We start from the raw sequence: 21,183 nt of genomic DNA, 5'->3' as shown, positions 1-21,183 counted from the left end.
AATTAATATTCCTTAATTAAGAATCAAGAGTGTTAATATATTTTTTCATTCCATCTACGTTAGGAGTCATTGCAACTTCACCTTTTTTCCAATTTATGGGACATACTTCGCCATATTGTTTATTATGATCTATTGCATCAAGAATTCTTAATAATTCATTAGTATTTCTTCCTATTGCCAATTCGTTAACAGTCTGATGTTTGACTATTCCATCATCTCCTATAACGATTGCAGCACGCAATGAAATACCGGAGTGATGTAAAACACCTAATGCAATGGATAGCTCTTTGTTAATATCAGAAATCATAGCATGTCCTATTTCTCCTATACCACCATTTTCCTTACTAGTTGTTGCATATGCTATATGACTATAATGCGAATCAACACTTACTAAAAAAACTTTTGTCTTTCTGGATGCAAATTCATCTCTCATTTTATTGAGTGCTATTATCTCGGAAGGACATACGAAGGTAAAGTTTAGAGGATAGAAGAAGAATAGTATTTTGTATTCTTGATAACCCCTTATAATGCTATGTAAAGTAGCATCACATATTGTAAATGCACCATCTTTCTGCACAGCATTTAAGGAATTGCCATGTACTTCCGGATGTGAAGCAATTTTTGACAAATCTGCTACCGAATCTCCTGATACAACTTTTACCTTACAATCGGGAAAATTCAGGATCGAGCATCCCACTATAGACATTTCGAAGAACAATATTTAATCAGGGAAGTATTATTGAAAATGAAAGGAAACGCAAGTATTTGAAAGTATTTTTTACTAAAATGTAAAAAAAAATTTAGTACTTATCATAAAAGAACGAATCGGTACTTTTTACATCATTAGTAACATACTATTTTCTATATAAAATTTAATACTGTTTATAAAGAGAGCTGCGTCTACGCCATCTATAACTCTATGATCGCAAGCAAGAGTGATTTCGATTACTTGAGATGTTGTAATATTCCCATCGGTATTAATTGTAGGTTTGTGAGTAGCTCCACCTATAGCGAGAATAGAAACATGTGGTGGATTGATGATAGGTAGAAAGTTTTTAATTCCATACATGCCAAGATTTGAAATTGTGATACACCCGCCGGAGATTTCATTATATCGTAAAGAGTGAGAACGGGCTTTTTGAGCGAGTTCTACTATTTCTGTAGAAATATGCATTAAAGATTTTTGATCAGAATGTCTGATAACAGGAGTAACTAAGCCATCTTCTATAGAAATTGCAATCGCTATGTCTATTGCGCTATGCTGAGTCCACTTTTCATTTTCAAAGGAAGAGCGAAATTTATTATGCTTTTGTAATGATAGAGCAGTAGCTTTTACAAAGAAGTCATTAATTGAGATTTTTCTATCTGAACTGGATTTCTTTATACTTTCGTTTAATGATTTTCTAATAGATGATAAATCATCAATGCAACATTCAATAGAGATATAGAAGTGCGGTATATTTTTCTTAGAAAAGCTTAAACGTTCAGCTATTGCAGCTCGCATTTTCGTAAACGAAAGTGTAGTGCAAGTAGAATTGTTGTCTGGAGTAGTAGTGATAAATTCTTCAATATCTTTTTTTACTATTCTAGAGTAGGGGCCACTTCCTTTTACTGCTTTAATATCTACGTTATTTTCGAGAGCTAATTTCTTAGCTATTGGAGATATGAATATCCTTTCCTTTTTGGGAGAAGTAGGTTGCTGTAATGATTGCGTCTTAACATCTTGATGCTCGGTATTACTTTGTTTAGGTAATTCGTTAGTAACTGGTAGAATAGCACTCAATATTGCTTCCATATCGGATTCTGATTCTCCATCTTCTAGTATGATTGCGATTAACTCTTTTACTTTTACATTAGAAGTTCCTTCGGGTATTAAGATTTTTCCTAAAACTCCAGAGTCTGCTGATTCAAACTCCATTATGGCTTTATCTGTTTCTATTTCAGCTATTACATCTCCAGAAACTATAATGTCACCTTCCTTTTTGAGCCATTTCATCAAATTTCCTTCTTTCATGGTAGGAGAAAGAGCTGGCATCAGCAACTTAATAGGCATCTTAGCTAACTAAATTTACAATATCTTGAAGAGATTATTATCGGAATAACCTAAAAGATAAAGCTGTTTTTATGTTCTTCTAATATCATTTTTAATAGTACTTTATCCATTTGCTCTTCACCTTTAAATAGCTGTTGTAATATTTCATATGCTTCTTCTGTATTTTTTGCCTCTTTTATTATATTTCGTATCTTATGGATGTATTTTTTATGAGCAATAATAACTACTTCATTTAATTCCCAAATTACGTTTTCATTTTGAGCTATTAAAAGTGTTGGCTTTTCAGTAAGCATTATATTGCCACTCGATAATACAATGTCTTCAGGTATGTTGTATGCTAAAAAATTACTTAATAAATCTTCAGGTGAATACATTGTAAATATTCGTTTTTCTTTTAATTCTTGAAAATTTTTACAAACCTTCTCTTCATATAATATATTACTCGGTTGTTCACGTTTTGCTTTTAACTCTTTTACCATAATTTTAGAGCTATCTTGACATTCATAAGTGATGGCTTCCGAAGATTTTGTCGTCTGTTCAAGAGTTTTAGAATATTTGTGTAAAGCTTTTTGTGATTGTTGTGAAGGAACATATAAAAAGTCTTGTTCTTGGGTTTTAGTGCTTAAATGAGAAAATTTGGATGCTAGATTTTTACTATCTACTTTTGAAGTATGGTATACTTCATTCCAGTTTGTTGATTCTAATTTATTTTCCGGAATACATACAATTGTATTACTCGAATGTCTTAGAATAGATTGCGAGAAATCACTATATTTCACAGATGAACTTATCATTTTTTTAATATTGATATTAGAAGGAATTTCCTTAACTACAAATAAATGTTCTGTCTTAACGCTATCATTTATAAAGAGTTTCTTGGTTTCTTGAAAATAATCATTCATATAAAGCTGAAAATTTTCACATAGTACTTTTACTGAAGAGTAATATATCCCAACTTCTGAGAGATATATGTTTCTATTGAGTTTATTTTTATTGATTTTTCTTATTGATTTTTTAGTGAATTCGTTATAACTACCAAAGCTATTTTTAATTTTAGTTATGATCTCTTTAGAATATGGCATTTCTGGAAATGAGTTAATTTTATATAGTGTATCATCGAGTGATATTGGCTCTTTTTTAATCTCTATATATGAATCATCCTCATCAAAGTAACTTGTTGGAACAGCAAAGCATAATATATTGCTGAGATGCATATTTTTGCTCTGAGCTTTTACTATATATTCTGTTATAGTGCGGGTATGCAAGAGATCAAAATTCATCAATTTTGTACGAGCTAACATTGTACAGATTATTTGATGGTTTGATGCCATCGCTGCAGTCGAAAACAGATATTGAACCGCTAACATTAGCGATATTGCGCTGCCGTATAAAGAGTTTTCGCACAATAATATTGCTTTTCGTATCCCAATCTCTTGAAGTTGAGAAATAATTATATTTTTATGAGCTAAACTTGCACATATCACCATTGGTTGAGTGAATTTATCATAAAAATGTAAATTCAATATAGCGTTTTGAAACAAGCTGAGATCAGTAGTGTAGGATTTTATAAACTGACTTTTAGAGACAATACGATCTTTGTCAGATAAACGTTCCTGATGATCACATAATACAATATTTGTACTAGACATCTTTCACACTCTCATTTGATATGAATTCATAAAAAGTATCTTGCTACACATTAATGTTTTTAATTTATGCAGTATGCTACATATCTGTCTTATTCACTACAAGGAGAAAAATGTATGTTATTCATTAAATTTAGGCAGTTGCTAAAATGATATTAATAAATTTAAAATATTGTCATTTATTTTGATAGTTCATCTTTCTTTGTGAGCTGAAATATTTTTACGAACTTCACTAAATCATCATTTGTTTTTCCAGAAAAAGTCATTCCATTCTTTTCATCATAGGCGATATGAATAGTGGATTCATCATCTCTTATATCTTGTGATATGAATTCTATAAGGCTCTTTATAGCCATTTGCAATCCATGCTTTGATATTTTGCTAGTGCTTTTATTATGCGACTCAAAGAAATTCTGATAGAAGCGTTCTACTAAATTTGTCATTGTTGCGCTAATTTCTTCATAATTTTGAAGATGAACAATAATATTTTCAGATTTTACATAATGCATGTCTGTATTAGATTCAGATTCTTGGAGAGAATTGAGATTATAAAAAGAGATATCACCATGCATTTTTATTGCATACATATTACTTTTCATGAAAAATTTTTGTATTTCATACATATCTTCTTTTTCATTTTCATGATTTATAACATGAACGTCTAACGAATATAGTTGCTCATTTTGATGAATTTGATTTACATCTTCAAATTGCATTTTTATATTTATTAATCTTTCGATGTTGGGATTTCCTGTTACATCTATATTGCATTCTTTTAGAATTGCCTTCTCTTTGTTATCTATATATAGCTTTGCATTACTAATAATTGATTTAAAAGAAGTGTAATTTGGAGTGCTTTCGGCATTTTTATTTATTGGTAAAAATATCTTGAGTTGCTTATAATCTCGTAAAGCAACTGAAGAGTATGTAGTGAATTTTGATGGTGTGTTATAATCCATAGATTGCTGTATGCTTATTTTTACTTCTCCTATAAATTCTACTTCGATAGATGTAACACCATTTGTTATTTTTATTTTATCAAAAAGTACTTCTGTTTTAAAAATTGGAAGTGCTCCTACTATCGTGACATTATCTAAAATAAAAGAGTCATTTTTTTGTACGATAGAAAGATAATCAAAAATCAAGCCATGAGAGGCGAACTTTTCTTTTAGAAGTGCTCCAAAATGTCTTTCATTTATATCTTTTTGTCGGTAGAAATAAAAAAATGCTATTATTATTACAATACAAAATACTACTCCAAATATTAAGGTAAGCTTTTTCTTCATACAAAATACTGATACTTAAGCATCTTTATTATTATTGAACTTTTTCTTCATTAAAAGAGTTTTTATTTTAGCCTCAGCCTTTCTTGTAGCTTGAATATTTTTGTGATCTCCGGACAGAAAAATCTTTGGTACCTCTAAAGTACGCCAAACGCGAGGTTTAGTATATTGTGGATATTCTAGTAAAGCACCTAATTCTTGATCAAAGAGCGAAAATGATTCTTCATTTAAAGGATTAAGATCATTGTGTTTTGTTATGAATGTATCATTTAATAATCTTACGCATGCATTTATAATTGCTAAAATTGGAATATCCCCAGAAGAAAGTATATAATCCCCTATACTTACTTCTTTAATGTTATAATATTGTAAGATTCTCTCATCTATTCCTTCAAATTTGCCCGATATAAGTTGTATACCTCGTTTTTGTGAAAAATTTAAGGCCATTTCTTGATCGAATTTTATGCCTCTGGGAGAGACATATATTATTGGACAATCTTTATTTTCAAGTTCAAAAAAATCATCTATTGCATCCCCGAGTACATCTGCTCTTATCAACATTCCATTACCTCCACCATATATCGTATCATCTACTTTTTTATGTCTTGTCTTAGAGTAATCTCTTATGTTTCTGATTTCTAAATTCCACCACTTACCTAAACCTTTTCCTATTACTGAATGAGCTAGTGGTCCTGGAAAAGTTTCAGGATTAAGAGTTAATACCTTGGCTAGCCACATTTTTTCCTTCAAACTTTACCCACTCTTTACAACACATAGTGGATACTTCCCTAAGTATCTTCATATAAGAAGTTCTCTGTACAACTGTAATTACCTTTCTTGCTTCTAGCAAGTTGAAAAGATGTGCCGCACTGAGGAAATAATCATAAGCTTGTATTACCAGATTAATATTTTGCTCATGCGATATCATTAATAATCTTTTGCATTCCGCAATATTATCCTGAAAATGCTTTAAGAGCATCTCTGTGTTTGCATATTCAAAATTAAAATGCGAGTAAGCTTTTTCCTGTTCTTTGAAAAGTTCGCCATATGTGACTCCTGATGGAGACCATATTATATCCCAAAAGCTTTCAGTATTCTGAATATGCATTCCTAATCGTTCAAGGCCGTACGTAATTTCGCATGGTACTGGATGACACTTAAAGCCTCCGATTTGCTGCATATAAGTGAATTGTAAAACCTCTGTACCATTTAACTGTAGTTCCCATCCTAAGCCTGAAGCCCCCAAAGTAGGATTTTGCCAATCATCTTCTATAAAACATATATTATTACTTTCTATCTTTAATCCTATACTACGGAGACTTTGTATGCATAATGCTTGTATGTTATCTGGTGAAGGTTTCATTATTACCTGTAACTGGTAGTAAAATTGTGTTCTGTTTGGTGTAATTGCATATCTTCCATCGGTAGGACGTGTGCTTGGTTGTACATATACAACATTCCATGGATTTTTTGTGAGGCACATCAAAGCGGTAGCAGGATGTGATGTTCCTGCCCCTACTTTCATATCATAACCTTCCAATAATGCACACCCAGATTCTATCCAAAATTCTATAAGAGCTAGTTTTATATCTTGAAAAAACATTTCTGTATTTAAAGGTAAAAAAAACTATAATTTACGATATTCTGCAATTTCTTCATACGCATGTATTATGTCACCAATTACAATATCATCATAATTTTCAAAGCAGATACCACATTCTACACCGTTTAATACTTCTTTAGCATGTTCGGTACCTTTCCGAAGAGACTTGATAGTACCAGTATATATAACGTTGCCGCTTCTTGTGATACGCACTTTAGATGAAGACTTAATTATACCAGAAAGAACCCTACATCCAGCTATATTTATAGATTTTGCAGAAAATATTTGTCTAATTTCAGCATCGCCTATATTTTTTTCAGTAATTAAAGGTTTCATCATACCTGATACTTGCTCTTTTATAAAATCTAACACCTGATATATGGTGTTATGCGTACTGATCTGAATGCCGAGAGCTTTAGCCACTCCTCTTACTTCACTACTATACTGTGTTGTATTAAAACATATAATATGTGCATTACATGTTGATGACAATGAGATATCGGATTCTGTTACCGCTCCTACTCCTTGATACATAATACGTATATCTACTTCATCCGTTTCTATTCTGCTTATTGCATGCTGAATTGCTTCAAGTGAGCCTTTGACGTCAGCTTTCAGAACAATTCTATATTCTTTGTTCTTCTCTAAGGTATCGAATGTTGCCCTGTGTACTGGCATAACATCATCTGCTGTGCTTCTTTGTGCTAGATTAGCGATTTCCTTAGCTAGTTTTTCCGGTATTACATAGAATTTTTCACCTACAGAAGAGCTATCATTTAACCCTACGATATTTACAGGAGTAGAAGCGGTAGCAGAAGTAATATGCTCTCCTACGTCATTATACATTAGCCTTATTCTGCCATGTTTCTGTCCAATATTAAGATAATCTCCGACTTTCAGTACACCATTTAATACTATAGCACTAATAATTGTACCCATAGATTTACTTACCTTTGCTTCTAATACTGTTCCTGAAGTAACATGCCCATCAATTTCATGAATATCAAGCATATCACTGTATGCTAGTATTGTGTCAAGCAACAAATCTAAACCTTGGCCTGTTTTAGCAGAAATCGGTATAATCGGTACATCTCCTCCCATTTCTTCTGGTATAACATTCTCTTTAAGTAGACCATTCTTCACCAATGTTATATCAGCATTAGGGCTATCCATTTTATTTGCGGCCACAATGATATGCACATTTGATGCTTTAGCATGTCTTATTGCTTCTACCGTTTGTTGCTTCACACCTTCATCTGCAGCTATTACAATCACTACCATATCAGTAAGACTTGCTCCTCTAGCTCGCATCATGGTAAATGCTTCATGTCCAGGAGTGTCCAAAAATGTGATCTTTTGTTCATTCTTAATTACAACCTGATATGCTGCAACATGCTGTGTAATTCCTCCGTACTCCTTTTTAGCAACTGAGCTAGAACGCAGTGTGTCTAAAAGTGTTGTTTTTCCATGATCTATATGCCCCATTACAGTTACGATAGGAGGGCGTGATTTTTTATCTCCTGTAGAATGGATAGCAAGATAATCGTTTAGTATAGATGTAGAAGTACTGATTTTAGTATGCTTATGCCCAAATTCTTCAGCAAGTAATGCTGCAAGTTCATAATCAATCGTATCATTTATGGTTTTTCTTTCCCCTAATGAAATGAGTTTTTTCATTAAATCTGTTGCTTTCTCAGACATTTTTGAAGCTAACTCTCCTATCGTAATAGAAGCACCAATTTGAATTTCTCTTACTACTTTAGGTGCAGAAGTCCTATGTTTTTTTATTCTATCTTTCCTGAATTTCTTAGATGAAACTATATCGCTCCAATCTGTCATTTCATCAATTTGAAGCTTTGCAGCTTGAGAAGTATTTATTTTATGGGTTCTGAAATTATCATGTCCTTTTTTGACGTTTCGTTTACGATCTTCATTATCATTGAAAGCCTTATTTTTATTTGTTTTACCTTTAAACGCCTCTTTATGAGGTTTTGGAGCGACAGGAGGTGGCGTAACAACGGCCGGAGCAACTTCCTGCGTAGTTTTTTTATCGAGATTTTTTATCTTTCGTTCGCTCTTCAGTATGGTAGCTAAAGATACCTTTTTTATCGAATCTTCAGAGACTGTAAAAGGAGCACTATAATCAAGGCGAGGACGATGATGTGGTTGTTGCTCTTTTTTTGGTGGAGTAGGAGGTGCAGCATTGTCATTATAACTTCTAGTTTGAGGATTTTCCTTTTGTACTGCTTCATCGAATTCTTTTGTCTTTTCGGTTGTTTCGGTTGCTGCATTTAAAGAAATTCTCTTTATTTTTCTCGTCTTATAGGAAGCTGTATCTGAAGCAGAGTCTGAGGCGGAGGATAAAGCCGCTTCATTTGCTACCCTCAGTTTTTCATGATAAGGGATACTACTTTCTTCTACATGTTTTGTATGTGAAAGTTGTTCGAGCACAGGTTCTCGCTCACGTACATCTGAAGTATTTTCTCCAATAATCTTCTGAGCTATCTCAAGAGCGCTTACCTTCAACTTTCCTAAGCCGAGAATTTTTCTCGTACTGACCTCCTTTTTATCTTCTGGCATCAGAGTGCAAATATTAGAACGTTGGGGGGATATAAATAACATATGCAAAGCACACGAACTAAGCATCCCCATCAAGCTTAGAGTAATATACAGAGATCTATTAATAAATGCAATTCAATACACCGATATTTCAATGAAAAAGAGCCTTTCTTTTACAAGATATAAGGATTTAGTCTTTTACAAGATACAAAACACTAAATTTGACACATAAATACGTAATACAATATAAAATCACAATTTAAATTTTATCTTTGAAAACGTTTTCCTAAAATCCTTAGATACTATAGTAAGATACCGAAAAGAGAAAGCTGGTGCTAGATCTTACTATTGTATCATGAATTATCTTAAGCATATGACTATGCTATGCTAATTTTTATCATCTACATTATCGATTTTAATGACTTTGGGTTGTTTATCATCAGAAACTTCTTTAATAGGTTTTAGGTTTTTAGAAGGATCTGCAACTGAACTTCTAAGTTTTTTTACTTTCTCGTTTCTAGATTTATCGACACTAAAACTTTCTTTTTTAGAGTAATCATTTTTTCTGTTATCTGCCGTAGGATTAGCTAATCCTTCTAAAATGGCTTCTTTCGCTAACCTGCAGTAGAGTTCTATAGCAGTTCTAGAATCGTCATTACCAGGGATAATATTCTCTATTTCTTCTGGATTTGCATTAGTATCTACTACGCTTATGATGGGAATTTTCATCTTTTTAGCTTCTTGTATTGCGGTTCTGGTCTCTATGTTACCTATTACAAATAACATACTAGGAATTCCATTCATATGTCTTATTCCTGCAAGTAATTTTAGTAAGTTTTCATATTCTCTTTTCAGGATTAATCTTTCCTTTTTTGTCAATGAACCTCCTTCACCTACTTCTAGCATTTTATCATACTTATCTAACTTTGATATAGACGTAGAAAAGGTTTTCCAATTTGTGAGTACTCCACCTGGCCATCTTCCTTCCATGTAAAATTGGTTACATTCAGCTGCATACTTTGATACAATTCCAGATGCTTGCTTCTTCGTAGAAGCAAACAGTATTTTACCGCCTTTACTTGCACAATCTCTTAGTACACGAAGAGCTTTTTCTAGATGTATCGCCGTAAGCTTTAGGTTAATGATATGCATTCCACCCTGTATTCCATATATGTACTTTTCCATCTTGGGATTCCACCTTCTCGGAGAATGTCCGTATTGAACGTTACTCTCTAATAAAGATTTAACGGTAAAAAGCCTACCGTAGAAAGCTTTAGCATCGTTTTGATTTTCTATACTCATGACTGCGTTTGGTTGAAAATTAGTATAAATAATAACGCATCGGGGCGCACCAACACTATCTATACAAGTTACGAAAAGAGGTTATAACCTCAATTTATAAGGTGAATGGTAGAAAATTCAATGCTCTAATGTCAAGTAAGAACAATTACTATATCATAATAATTCTATCTCAGGATATTTAGTAGGCCTTTCCTTATAGTAACTTATTTTGGAGCAATCACTCGGTATATCAAGATGTTTTGCGAATATACGTTCTTCGAAGCCTCCTTTTTTAGCTTTTTTTTCTTCTTTTCTTTTTTCTACCTCATCGAGCGATATGTTATAAAAGGAAGATATTGCACTTATCACTTCTAATAAATCCCCCATCTCTTCTATCAATTCATCCTTATCTTTAGAATCAATCACTTCCTGCGCTTCTTCCATCAATTTAGCTTTTAGGCTATTCTCATACTCATTTTCATCAAGAACTACAAATTCAAGTTTACAACCATATTTTATAAGATCGCTATCAGCATTAAGTTTGCTACGAATTAATTTGTTTAACGCGAATCTTTTATATTTGCTCATACTGATGATATATAATTTTTAAGATGTTCCCCAGTATCATATATAAACTAAATTATCAGTTAAATGATCTGCTATATCATATTATCAACAAATTCTTTTGCATCAAATTTTTGTATAGCATTAATATCTTCTCCATTACATATGCCAACGACTGGTATTTTATGTTTATTAATAATGCTTATGATAGTCCCACCTTTTGCTCTATTATCGAGTTTCGTTATAATGAGTCCACTAATTTTTACTATATCATTAAATGCGGCAACTTGTGATAGTACATTCTGTCCAGAAGTACCATCTACCACTAAAATTACCTCTGATGGAGCAGTATCCTTTAGCTTATTAATGGTTTTAGCAATTTTCTCGAGTTGTCGTGCTAGATCAATATTAGTTGGTAGTCTACCTGCTGTATCAGCTATGAAAATATCATAATTTCTATCTATTGTAGCTTCAAATCCTTTATAGCATACCGATGCTGGATCACAGTTACTTGAAGATATGAAAATATCTTCATGAACTATTCCAGTTTTTAAAAGCATTCTTTCTAATTGTTCTGTTGCTGCAGCTCTAAATGTGTCAGCAGCAGCAACTATAATGCTATGCTGGTTCAATTTCAGTAAATTACTGATTTTAGCTATTGTTGTGGATTTTCCGCTTCCATTTACCCCGCAGATTATTACGGAGTGGTGCTTTTCTGGTGGCTTTATGTTATCAAATAATGCTTGAGAAAGAGGAGTGTCATGCTTTACTACATTTAAAATTTCCATAATGCTACCTTTTAGATCTTCTTTTACTGATTCAAAGGTATTATTGCCCTTTTTTATTTGTCGTATGATATGAGGTACCAAGTGTATACTTACATCAGCTTCTACCAATAATTTCTCTAATTCTGAGAAAAGTACATTATTTCCAATAATAGAATTCTCATTAAGGAAGAGAGCTTTTAATGAATTAGAGATTGAGAACTCTTTTAACTTAGAGTAGAACGATTTCAACATAAGTAATGAAGCTTTCAGTTATTACATGCAGGTACCAGATTTTTCTACAGCAATATTACGGATTTCACAACTTGCATTACTCGTTAATCTTGGATGTTCAAAGGAAGAGAAACAGTTTAAACAGGAAATACAGGTTGATATTTCTCTTGAATTTTCTGAACTCCCAAATGGGTGTTTAAATGACGAAATATCTTCATGTGTATGTTATAAGTTACTAAGCGATAAAATACTTTCATTTGCAGAAAATGCTTCTTTTGATACAATAGAGGGGTTAGCTTATGCTATATACAAGGTTATTACTGATTTTATAGTAGAGTTTAGTAGTGGAATTTCTGAATATGTTGTAGAAGTGAGTATACATAAGAAAAATACCACCATTTTAGCGATAAGAGGAGGTGCTTTTTTTGTATTAAGAATCAATAATAGCAAAAAAAAGATCTAAATACCAAAATATGGAGATGACATTGTTTTTTCTGGAAAATACAACTGATGTACGTTCGGTAGTATATAGCATAATAGATAATGCATTTAACAGATATGATAGGGTACTTGTTTCTTTTACATCACGTGAGGAAGAACTTTTCTATGACAGTATGCTATGGAGCTATAAGAAAATATCTTTTTTACCACATGGCATGGCTCATGAAGAATCACCTAATTTTCAGCCTATTTTGTTAAGCGATTCATTTAATGGTATTCATAATACTCCAAAACTTTTTATAGCAGTAAAAAAAATACGATTTAAAGAATATGATCTTCTGAAAGCAGGAATATGGAATGCTTTACAGAAGATAGCTATTATAATAAATTCGCAAGACATATCGCTTAATATTCAGTACCCAATGTATAAAGATAATTTGCTACGTAAATTGCATGATAGTGGTGTATTTGATATAGATATTGAAAGCGTTCTTCATTGTATTACTTCTGTCAATATTTCCCTTTATAGAGATCTCAAATGGAGCAAGATACAAGTAGTTTAATATTCTTTATACTTATTACATGCTAGATAACACTTTAAAAACAATGTTGGTAGCTGTAAGAAAAGCTGGTACCTACATTAGTAGAGATTTCTACGAGGGGGGAGCTAAGCTTCAATTAAAAGGAGTTAGTAGTTTCTTTACAAAAACAGATTTGTATTCGGAAAATAATATTATTAAGGAACTTTTCAATGCTGGGTATAAATATTATTTCTTAACGGAAGAAAATTCAGATCTTGCTTATACGTACAGTATGCAAGCTCAGAATTCAAATTTAATTTGGGTCTTAGATCCACTGGATGGTACTGCAAATTTTATTAACAATCATCCACTTATAGGTATATCGCTAGCTTTAGCTAAGGGGAAGAAAATAGAAGATAATAAATTTGAGATAGATAGTATTGTTATTGGTTTAATATATTTACCGATCATATGTGAAGCATATTTTAGCACGTTGGAAGGAGCATTTTTATCTGATAAAAATGGCAATAACATTAGATTGCATAATAAAATTATTGGAAAATTAGAAAAAAGTGCCTTAGCTCATAGTATGTTCATGTTTTCTTTTCCTAAAGAAGATACAAATTGTCACATTGATGAAGTAAGGAAGTTTGATACTATCATTGAAAAAATTAAGGCATTTCAGTGCTGTTTACGTATTAGTGGCTCAATAGTATCTGATATGATATATCTTTTAACTGGAAAAGCTGTCGCAATAATGCATTATTCGTGTAAAATATGGGATGTTGCTGCCGGATTCGGAATATTAAAGCAATCAAATTATAAATTTATATCTCCAATTACTGGAGAGTATTTGCATTCGCCAGAATCATTGTGTGAAAACGGTTTTATAGCAGGAAATTCATCAGTTATTAATTTGCTAAGAAGGGAGCTTTTCGAAAGAACGAATTAAGAATTTTGAGTTAAATGACGTTCAATATCATTTACTTAATATTAAAACTACTATATACTTAATGTTAAATAGCATTGCTGATACCTCATATGAAAAAGGGTCAACTCACATACATAGGTAGTGATTTAGAGAAAACCAACGTTAAAGTAACTGAAGAATGGCTTGAGGAAAACCTTTCAAAACGGATGAGATTTCGTAATGCCGTGATAGAAGATTTTAAATCGAATGAAAAAAGAGAGCTAAGAGATTATGAATTCATTAATACTGAAATTAAAAATTCTGATTTTTCACAATTCTCCCTCATAGGTTTAGAATTTGGTAATACTACATTTATAAATTCTAAATTTATTGGTAACGACCTTAGTACTGAAAATTGCAATTTTCAAGATTCCACCATAAACGAAGTAAGCTTTGAAAATTGCAAAGGAACTGATGTGAATTTTCTAAAATCGAAACTTTCTGATGTAATTTTAAAAAAATGTCAATTTGAGCAATTTAATGCTTCTAAAGCTGTTTTAGACAATTTAAAAGTAGTAGAAACAACTTTAAGTAAATCTAATTTTTCAACGGTCACTGGTAAAGAGATAAATTTAGAAAAATGTAATTTAGAAGATAGCGTATTTCAGTCTGCAAAGCTTCTAAAATTCACTGCTACCGATAGTGAGCTTAAAGGTGTGAATTTTAATAAAATAGATTGTGACGATTTTGTACTAAAATCTGCCACTCTTAAAAATTTAGAGAATGCTAATTTTCAGGATGCTAAAGTAAAAGATGCTAGGATTATGAATTATGAATTATCAAATCTATCTTTTCAAAATTTATCAGCTTCTTCTATTAAAATAGAAAATTCCTTGAAAGAGCAAGAATGCAAGTGCCTCAATATGAATTTTGATAAAAGTAAAATTGATACGCTTGAGTTTCAAAATTGCACGTTAAACGGTACAGCTTTTAAAGAAGCAAATATTAAAAATTTAAAAATTGGCTCTATAAATGAATCTTTAGTAGATTGCAAAAAAATAAAAATCGATAATAGTTCTATCCAAAATCTCGAATTTCAAAATTGTGCATTAGATGAATTGCATATTAAGGGTACAGAACAATTAATGCATATTGAAAATTTTAGTGTAGTCGGTGGTAATAAGAAAATGACCTTTTCTGAAGCTAAACTTGAAAAAGTAGCAATTCAGAATATGCAAGTTAGCGATTGCGATATGAATAGTGCAATTTTCGATCAAGTGAAAATTGAAAATTTTCAAGCTGTGCAAAAAAAAGAAGAAATTATACCAGATTTATCTAAACTTAAATTTAATGATACAACTTTCAATTCTTGCAATATTGAGAACTGTAAGCTTACTGAAAGCGTGTTCACCAATGTAGAAGTTGGAGAACTTAATATAAAAAGCAATATAAAAGATCAATTTCTAGAAGGTAAAGAGATAAAATTTGAAAAAGCTCTTTTGAGAAATATGACACTTGATAAATGTGATTTAAGTAGCTCATCTTTTAGTAAAACTACAATAAAAAATCCTATATGGACTAATTCTAAACTTGAAAATAGCACCTTTAATGATGTTACTATTGAGGGTGGAAAATTTACTGAAGTTTCTTTTTCTAATGCATCTTTTAAGGGAAAGACAAAATTTAAGGATATTGTTTTTACAAATTGTGATCTTTCAAATTGTGATTTAGAAGCACTAGAATTTGAAAACGTAACATTCGAAAATTGCAAAATGCCAAACGCGAAGCTTAGTGATGGGAAGTATCAAAATGTAAAATTTAAAAAGTGTAATTTAGAAGGTGCAGATTGTTCTAAAACTCATTTTTTCTATTCTCAAATTGAGGATTGTTCATTAACAAGAACTTCTTTTAAGGATTCTGAAGTTGTGCTGGCAAGAGGTAAATTTTTTTTCACTAACCATGATATAAAGGATTATAAAGATGTATATGGAAGTCAATTAAAGCTGAAAGAACATAAGGATTTTCATGAAGGTTCACCAATCAAATGGATGGTAGCTACAGATTTACTCTTGGCGAAACAAAATGAATTAATAGGTGTAAAGCGCCAACAAATAGTTGATTTATCTAGTATCTTAAAAGCTGATATTACAGATATATATGGAAAGTCATACTTTGGCGAAAAATCATTTGAAGCAAATTCACAGGAATTTGAATTTGCTTTAATGGCCAAAAGTCTAGAAATATCAGGAAATTCTAAAAAAACGGAAAAAGAAAAAGAAATTTTAGAAAAAATAGAAAAGTATAGAGAATTAAGCAAGGAATTGAGCTTTCTAGAGGCTGATTTATGGACTCCTCAGTCTACTTTAAGGCAAGGTGATAAATGGGAGAAATGTGATATTCTTTCTAGAATAGAAACTGATACAGTGTACGAAAATGTAGTATTTTACGATCTTCCACCAACTACAATTAAGAATTGCACGTTTAAGAATTGTATTTTTCTTGGAGATAATACTTTTACCGGAGATATTGGAACAGCTACTTTTATTGACTGTAAGACAATCATGACGTTTGATGCGAAACATTCTATAGAAAATAAATTATGGAATGATGCAAGGGAGGAAATTTTTAAGCAGTATGCAGCTGATAAGCGTTTTGTTGGATTTGGTGTTATAAAGCAAGGTACTCTTTTAAAAGAGTTTGAGGAATGGATACCAAAAAAAGGAGAAAAGAGAGTGCAAAAGGGAGTGGTAAAAGATGATTCAAATGTAGGAGATTCTCAATTTTTTGGTATAAAAAACTTTGTTAGCATAGAAATGAAGGAGCGTATAGAAGAATTATATAAAAAGAAGTTAGATATTTTATCTCATAAAAAACATTCAATACAAATGAAAGAATGCAATGGGAGATCAATAGTGATGAAGGACTCAGTATTGGCTTTTAAAGCTGAAAATTCTGATATAGAAGCGATGGATATTACAAGTTGCACGCTTCCAAACTCAGAATTCAATGCTCTCATAGTAAGTAAAAAATTAAGGATACATGATAGTGATATAAAGGGCAGTCAATTTGATAAATGCTATCTTAAGCAGTTAAAAATGAAAGATACTAATTTTGACCTTGGAAATTTGGAAAAAGACACAATAATCGAAAAAATTCATTTTGAAAAAGTTAGGTTAAATGCCGCTGTGGTAGAATCTGTAGTAGTAAACGATGAAGATATCGCCATTGAATATATTGGAACTCCTCTAATAGTAAGCGATAGCCTTGAAAAAGGGCAGATAAAACTTCAAAACGAAATATTGAGTAAAAAAGTACTTTTAGATAAAAAGATACAAGAAAATATTATATCAAAAGAGGATAGTGCTGAGATAAACGTAAACATTAAAGAATTAAATGATAAACAAGATAAAATCAAAAAAGATATAGCAGAGCAAAATAAAGTTCGTGGAATTTTAAAAGAACAAAGCGAATATAGAGAAGATTTTCGGTTGCGGGCTACTACTCTTTCTCAGAAATTAAAGAAATTAGAAGATGAACTACTTACTCATGATTACGGAGCTTTAGCACAAACACTCGCAGTTCAGAAAGAAAATTTTGAAGAAATGAAGGATGACAGTGGTAGCTCTCGAGAGAAATTTCAAAAATTGCTTACTGCAGTTGTGGGAATAAAAGAGCTTAAAGTAGAAGAAGCTAAAAAAGAACTTCAAAAAACAAGAGATACTCTTAATTCTTTGAAGATAGCGAATAAAAGTCATCTTAAGGATAGAAGAGAGCATCCTGACTATCAAATAATAAAAGACTTAAGTGAGAAACAACTTGAATTGGAGAAAAAACTAATACTTTTGGAGAAATTACAAAGAAGTAAAGAAAAACTTCAAGATAAGCTTGAAGAAGAGGTAAATAAATCAACCATTGCCTGGCTGTATAAAGCAGGGAGCGTTGCTAAAAGCGCATTTAGAGCGGCTACAGTAGGAAATTTTATGAATAACTTAAGTACAACAGGAGTTGCACCTCTTATTACCGCAACTACTGAAGGATTAAACAGTGTGGGATTACCTGTGAAGAATGCTGTTGTAATTGGATCTACATTATTTAAATCAGCAAAAGAATATAAGAAATATCAAGATACACTCGATATAAGAGAGAAAGAGTTAATTACTACAGCTACACTTAACGAATTTGCAACAAACTTTACTAAGAGTATTTTTTCTATAATATGGGCTTACTTAGCGCCTAGCGTAGCGCTTTCTACTTCTTCTATGATGCTAGATGATTTTGAAGGACAACTAAAGTATAATGAGAACCTGAAAAATACTTACTCATCTTTAGCTAAAGGAGATAGTATAAATACTAAGAAATTATTTGATTCTTCAATTAAGAGAATAGCTGCCAAAACGTTAGCATTATGTGGAGTTTTAACTGCAACTGCAATTGTTGCTCCTATGCCATTAGTTGGTGCAGTACTTTTCACCAATTCCTTCTTTTCATTTTATGGAATCGCTGATGTAGCTGTTGGAGCTGCAGTTAAATTATTTAAGAAAAAAGAGAAATCTACGGAAGAGGTTAAAAAACTAGAAGATACTGCTATTACTGACTCAATTAAAATGGAAAAAGGTGATTCAGTAGCCGAAGGAAAAGTTGATTCTTTGATAGTGGAAAGTAAAAGAAGTGAGGTAGAAGAGGAAAAAGCTATTTTAGCATCCACGACTGGTGAAATTGTAAAAGAACCAGTTCTACCAATCAAAGAATCCAGAACACAATACGAAATGTATGGATACAGTCAAAAGATACAAAAAGTTCAGAATGAAAGAAAAATATTTTTAGATTTATTAAAAAAGAGAGATAGTTTAGAAAATGCAGCTACCGAAAAAAATGAAATTCTTAGGATAGCTATGATGAGATTAGAAGAAGCTAAAGAAGTTGTTGCGGTATTAGAGGAAAGAGAGAAAAAAGATATTCAAGATATGGAATTTGCAAAATCTAAAGCAGATAATGCGATACTGAGCGTTATAGAAAATTTGACTTCATCTCAGAAGGATGCAATACAATCTTTTAGAAATGCAATTAAAGACGGAAGTGGTTACGAAACTTTAAAACAGATATGGAATGATAGTGTTAGAAATCAGCTCGATACAAAACGGCATGATAAAGGTGTGGTAGAATATATAAAACATTCTTCTGAATTTTTAGAAATAGCAAAGAGGGCAGCTTTATATAAACCAATTTTAAAAGCAAATGAGAAAATATTGGATGACAATTCCAAGATAATTACATCTCTATTAGAAAAAGAAAGAGATATTGATACAATAAAAGGAATAGAAAACGAGATATCTAAACTTAGAGGGATTTTGGCTTTAAATAACCAAGAAGAAATAACTGGTGATACGTTAGAGAAAATAGAAAATGAAATTAATTCTAAGAAAAGTGAGATAACACAGAAATTCAAAAAATTGTCGGAAAATACTGAAATATCTGACTTATCCTATAAAATAACAAAATTACAAGAGGAAATTGCTACTTTTAATAATAAAACATATGTTGATCGTTATAAAAAAACACAAATATTGGAAATGCAACAGTGGTTACAACGAAATGAGAAACTTGTGAAAGATATTAAACCTGCAGAAAATTCGAAAATTATCAAGGATTTATATCTTGTACAAAATCTTAAAAAAATAAAAAAAATGCAAGGAGAATTATCAAAATCTGAAATTAATACAATAAAAGAAGCAAAAGCAGTTCTTGCAGTTGCAGAAAAGATTCAAGAGTTAGAAGAAAAATTAGAGAATTTTAAGGAACAACTTATTTTATTGGAGAATTCTGAAAAAGAAGTTAAAGAGCCTTTAAATACCAAATTTGTAGCAATCTCAAATTGTGCAGAACGTTTATTTAAATTATTAGAAAAATTACCTACAGATAAAAAAGAACGAAAAATAGCATTTGATAAATTACGAAATAGCATAACTCTTGAGGAGAGGGCGGAAGTTAAGAATCTGGAATTGATATACGAAGCATCATTAAAAGAATTGGATGCTGAAAAACAAGAGCGTAAACTTATCTTAGATTTTAAGTGTGCTACTGATGATTCCTTAGTAAAGGTAATTGAAAGTGATGAATATAGTAATTTGAAAAAGAAATTATATGAGCAAATAAAGAGTAAAGAGGTAAGAGATAAAAGTAATACGATGGTAATAAATGCTCCAATAAGTAAACGAGCTAAAAGTATTTTAGGTAGAATAATACCGTCTGATAGAAGTTTTCTTTCAAGAATTAGTTCTATAAACAGAACAAAAGGAAAAGATGGAAAATTTTTATAACAAAATGATAATAAATAAAAACAAATCTAATAGTTTGTTATTAACACTTCAAATACTGATTTTCTACCATTTGTTTTACAATTTATCATTCTCGGTGCTGAAATTTTCCGACTTTTAAAATTGGAATAAAGCTCTTTAATAAGAGTGGTATCAGAATTAGAAATCATCACATTAACACCTTTATTTCCAAGCATTACTGCAAAATCCCTAAGTCTGACCTGTTCTTGTTCATGAAATCCATGTTCAGTATATTTCACAAAAGAGTTATTTTGGATAGGGTTATATGGAGGGTCAAAATAGACGAAATCATCTTTTTTAGGTTTTATACATTCAAAATCTTGACACCGAATATCGGTCATTTTAAGTGCTTTCGCAACTGCTACTAAATTTGTACTATCACAAATATTAGGCTTTTTATAATTTCCAATAGGAGTGTTGAATCTATTATCCTTATTCACTCTATAAAGTCCATTATAGCATGTTTTCATAAGATATATAAATTCAGCAGAATGCTTTATCAAATTATCTGAATACTGAAAGTTCTTTCTAATTTCATAATAATATTCTCTAGTGTGATTTACTTCATGATATTGCAATTTTTCAATAAGTGTTGTTACGTCATTTTTTATTGTATTATATGTATCAATAAGGAAAAAATTTAAATCTGAAAGATAAGAATATTTTGCTATTTTATAAATCTGAAAAAATAAAGCACCACCTCCTATAAAAGGCTCGTAATAGTTATTTATCTTTTTTGGTAGAGTGGCAAGAAGTTCATTTAATATCATTCTTTTTCCTCCTGCCCATTTCACAAATGGCTTTGGCGTATATATTTTATGAATCTTCATTTTTCGAAACTTATACGTTAAAAATTGTATGCTTGTTTTAATTTATAATTTTTCTTTGATCGTGCCATAATACCAAATTATTAAGATTTTATTATTAATAATAAAAAACCTATTACTGAGAGTTTTTTTAATGATATGAATAAAAGTTATTAATATATA

General features: G+C 31.1%; 15 protein-coding genes. 4 read left to right on the top strand and 11 right to left on the bottom strand.

Features of this window, described 5'->3' with window-relative positions; all coding sequences use genetic code 11:
• Window positions 1-16: 16 nt before the first annotated feature.
• The 10 genes from Fokcrypt_RS02510 to Fokcrypt_RS02465 all read right to left on the bottom strand — a co-directional run bounded on the left by Fokcrypt_RS02510 (window position 17) and on the right by Fokcrypt_RS02465 (window position 12,008).
• A complete protein-coding gene (locus tag Fokcrypt_RS02510) occupies window positions 17-697 on the bottom strand; it encodes a peroxiredoxin (RefSeq protein ID WP_323721967.1) in 681 nt (226 codons plus the stop codon).
• A gap of 138 nt (window positions 698-835) precedes the next feature.
• On the bottom strand, window positions 836-2,053 hold the full coding sequence (locus Fokcrypt_RS02505; RefSeq protein WP_323721966.1) for a dihydrolipoamide acetyltransferase family protein: 1,218 nt from the start codon (window positions 2,051-2,053) through the stop codon (window positions 836-838).
• 50 nt (window positions 2,054-2,103) lie between these two features.
• Window positions 2,104-3,702, bottom strand: coding sequence for a hypothetical protein (locus Fokcrypt_RS02500; protein WP_323721965.1), 1,599 nt, complete (start codon window positions 3,700-3,702; stop codon window positions 2,104-2,106).
• Window positions 3,703-3,878: 176 nt separating this feature from the next.
• Complete coding sequence (locus tag Fokcrypt_RS02495) at window positions 3,879-4,985, bottom strand: hypothetical protein (protein ID WP_323721964.1); 1,107 nt, start codon at window positions 4,983-4,985, stop codon at window positions 3,879-3,881.
• A gap of 15 nt (window positions 4,986-5,000) precedes the next feature.
• On the bottom strand, window positions 5,001-5,720 hold the full coding sequence (gene trmD, locus Fokcrypt_RS02490) for a tRNA (guanine(37)-N(1))-methyltransferase (RefSeq protein WP_323721963.1): 720 nt from the start codon (window positions 5,718-5,720) through the stop codon (window positions 5,001-5,003).
• On the bottom strand, window positions 5,692-6,585 hold the full coding sequence (locus Fokcrypt_RS02485; protein ID WP_323721962.1) for a glycine--tRNA ligase subunit alpha: 894 nt from the start codon (window positions 6,583-6,585) through the stop codon (window positions 5,692-5,694). The genes trmD and Fokcrypt_RS02485 overlap by 29 nt, the downstream gene beginning before the upstream one ends.
• Window positions 6,586-6,609: 24 nt before the next feature.
• Window positions 6,610-9,165, bottom strand: a complete 2,556-nt coding sequence (infB, locus tag Fokcrypt_RS02480) for a translation initiation factor IF-2 (protein WP_323721961.1) — start codon at window positions 9,163-9,165, stop codon at window positions 6,610-6,612.
• Between the two features lie 366 nt (window positions 9,166-9,531).
• Entirely contained in the window at window positions 9,532-10,446 is a 915-nt protein-coding gene (gene rpsB, locus Fokcrypt_RS02475; RefSeq protein ID WP_323721960.1) for a 30S ribosomal protein S2, read from the bottom strand.
• Window positions 10,447-10,599: 153 nt separating this feature from the next.
• Window positions 10,600-11,013 (bottom strand): nucleoside triphosphate pyrophosphohydrolase, encoded by a 414-nt coding sequence (locus Fokcrypt_RS02470; RefSeq protein WP_323721959.1) that lies wholly within the window; start codon window positions 11,011-11,013, stop codon window positions 10,600-10,602.
• A gap of 71 nt (window positions 11,014-11,084) precedes the next feature.
• Entirely contained in the window at window positions 11,085-12,008 is a 924-nt protein-coding gene (locus Fokcrypt_RS02465; protein WP_323721958.1) for a P-loop NTPase fold protein, read from the bottom strand.
• Window positions 12,009-12,033: 25 nt separating this feature from the next.
• Here Fokcrypt_RS02465 and Fokcrypt_RS02460 point away from each other — a divergent pair, with 25 nt between their 5' ends.
• From Fokcrypt_RS02460 to Fokcrypt_RS02445, 4 genes are all read left to right on the top strand, one after another.
• Complete coding sequence (locus Fokcrypt_RS02460) at window positions 12,034-12,450, top strand: dihydroneopterin aldolase (protein WP_323721957.1); 417 nt, start codon at window positions 12,034-12,036, stop codon at window positions 12,448-12,450.
• Between the two features lie 16 nt (window positions 12,451-12,466).
• Complete coding sequence (locus tag Fokcrypt_RS02455) at window positions 12,467-12,991, top strand: DNA polymerase III subunit chi (protein WP_323721956.1); 525 nt, start codon at window positions 12,467-12,469, stop codon at window positions 12,989-12,991.
• A 19-nt stretch (window positions 12,992-13,010) separates the two neighbouring features.
• Complete coding sequence (locus Fokcrypt_RS02450; protein ID WP_323721955.1) at window positions 13,011-13,901, top strand: inositol monophosphatase family protein; 891 nt, start codon at window positions 13,011-13,013, stop codon at window positions 13,899-13,901.
• Window positions 13,902-13,990: 89 nt separating this feature from the next.
• On the top strand, window positions 13,991-20,176 hold the full coding sequence (locus Fokcrypt_RS02445) for a pentapeptide repeat-containing protein (RefSeq protein WP_323721954.1): 6,186 nt from the start codon (window positions 13,991-13,993) through the stop codon (window positions 20,174-20,176).
• 26 nt (window positions 20,177-20,202) lie between these two features.
• Here Fokcrypt_RS02445 and Fokcrypt_RS02440 read toward each other — a convergent pair whose 3' ends face one another.
• The gene (locus Fokcrypt_RS02440; protein ID WP_323721953.1) at window positions 20,203-21,024 is read right to left on the bottom strand and encodes a DNA adenine methylase; all 822 of its coding nucleotides are present in this window, start codon (window positions 21,022-21,024) and stop codon (window positions 20,203-20,205) included.
• Window positions 21,025-21,183 lie beyond the last annotated feature (159 nt).

It is taken from the genome of Candidatus Fokinia cryptica, assembly GCF_034359305.1.
Taxonomy (GTDB): domain Bacteria; phylum Pseudomonadota; class Alphaproteobacteria; order Rickettsiales; family Midichloriaceae; genus Fokinia; species Fokinia crypta.
Note: the sequence above shows the minus strand (reverse complement) of the source record. Positions and strands in the feature narration are given on the sequence as shown.

Coding starts and splice junctions, on each gene's coding strand:
- Fokcrypt_RS02505 (WP_323721966.1), bottom strand. CDS start 2,053: ATGCCTATTAAGTTGCTGATGCCAGCTCTTTCTCCTACCATGAAAGAA.
- Fokcrypt_RS02500 (WP_323721965.1), bottom strand. CDS start 3,702: ATGTCTAGTACAAATATTGTATTATGTGATCATCAGGAACGTTTATCT.
- Fokcrypt_RS02495 (WP_323721964.1), bottom strand. CDS start 4,985: ATGAAGAAAAAGCTTACCTTAATATTTGGAGTAGTATTTTGTATTGTA.
- trmD (WP_323721963.1), bottom strand. CDS start 5,720: ATGTGGCTAGCCAAGGTATTAACTCTTAATCCTGAAACTTTTCCAGGA.
- Fokcrypt_RS02485 (WP_323721962.1), bottom strand. CDS start 6,585: ATGTTTTTTCAAGATATAAAACTAGCTCTTATAGAATTTTGGATAGAA.
- infB (WP_323721961.1), bottom strand. CDS start 9,165: ATGCCAGAAGATAAAAAGGAGGTCAGTACGAGAAAAATTCTCGGCTTA.
- rpsB (WP_323721960.1), bottom strand. CDS start 10,446: ATGAGTATAGAAAATCAAAACGATGCTAAAGCTTTCTACGGTAGGCTT.
- Fokcrypt_RS02470 (WP_323721959.1), bottom strand. CDS start 11,013: ATGAGCAAATATAAAAGATTCGCGTTAAACAAATTAATTCGTAGCAAA.
- Fokcrypt_RS02465 (WP_323721958.1), bottom strand. CDS start 12,008: ATGTTGAAATCGTTCTACTCTAAGTTAAAAGAGTTCTCAATCTCTAAT.
- Fokcrypt_RS02460 (WP_323721957.1), top strand. CDS start 12,034: ATGCAGGTACCAGATTTTTCTACAGCAATATTACGGATTTCACAACTT.
- Fokcrypt_RS02455 (WP_323721956.1), top strand. CDS start 12,467: ATGACATTGTTTTTTCTGGAAAATACAACTGATGTACGTTCGGTAGTA.
- Fokcrypt_RS02450 (WP_323721955.1), top strand. CDS start 13,011: ATGCTAGATAACACTTTAAAAACAATGTTGGTAGCTGTAAGAAAAGCT.
- Fokcrypt_RS02445 (WP_323721954.1), top strand. CDS start 13,991: ATGAAAAAGGGTCAACTCACATACATAGGTAGTGATTTAGAGAAAACC.
- Fokcrypt_RS02440 (WP_323721953.1), bottom strand. CDS start 21,024: ATGAAGATTCATAAAATATATACGCCAAAGCCATTTGTGAAATGGGCA.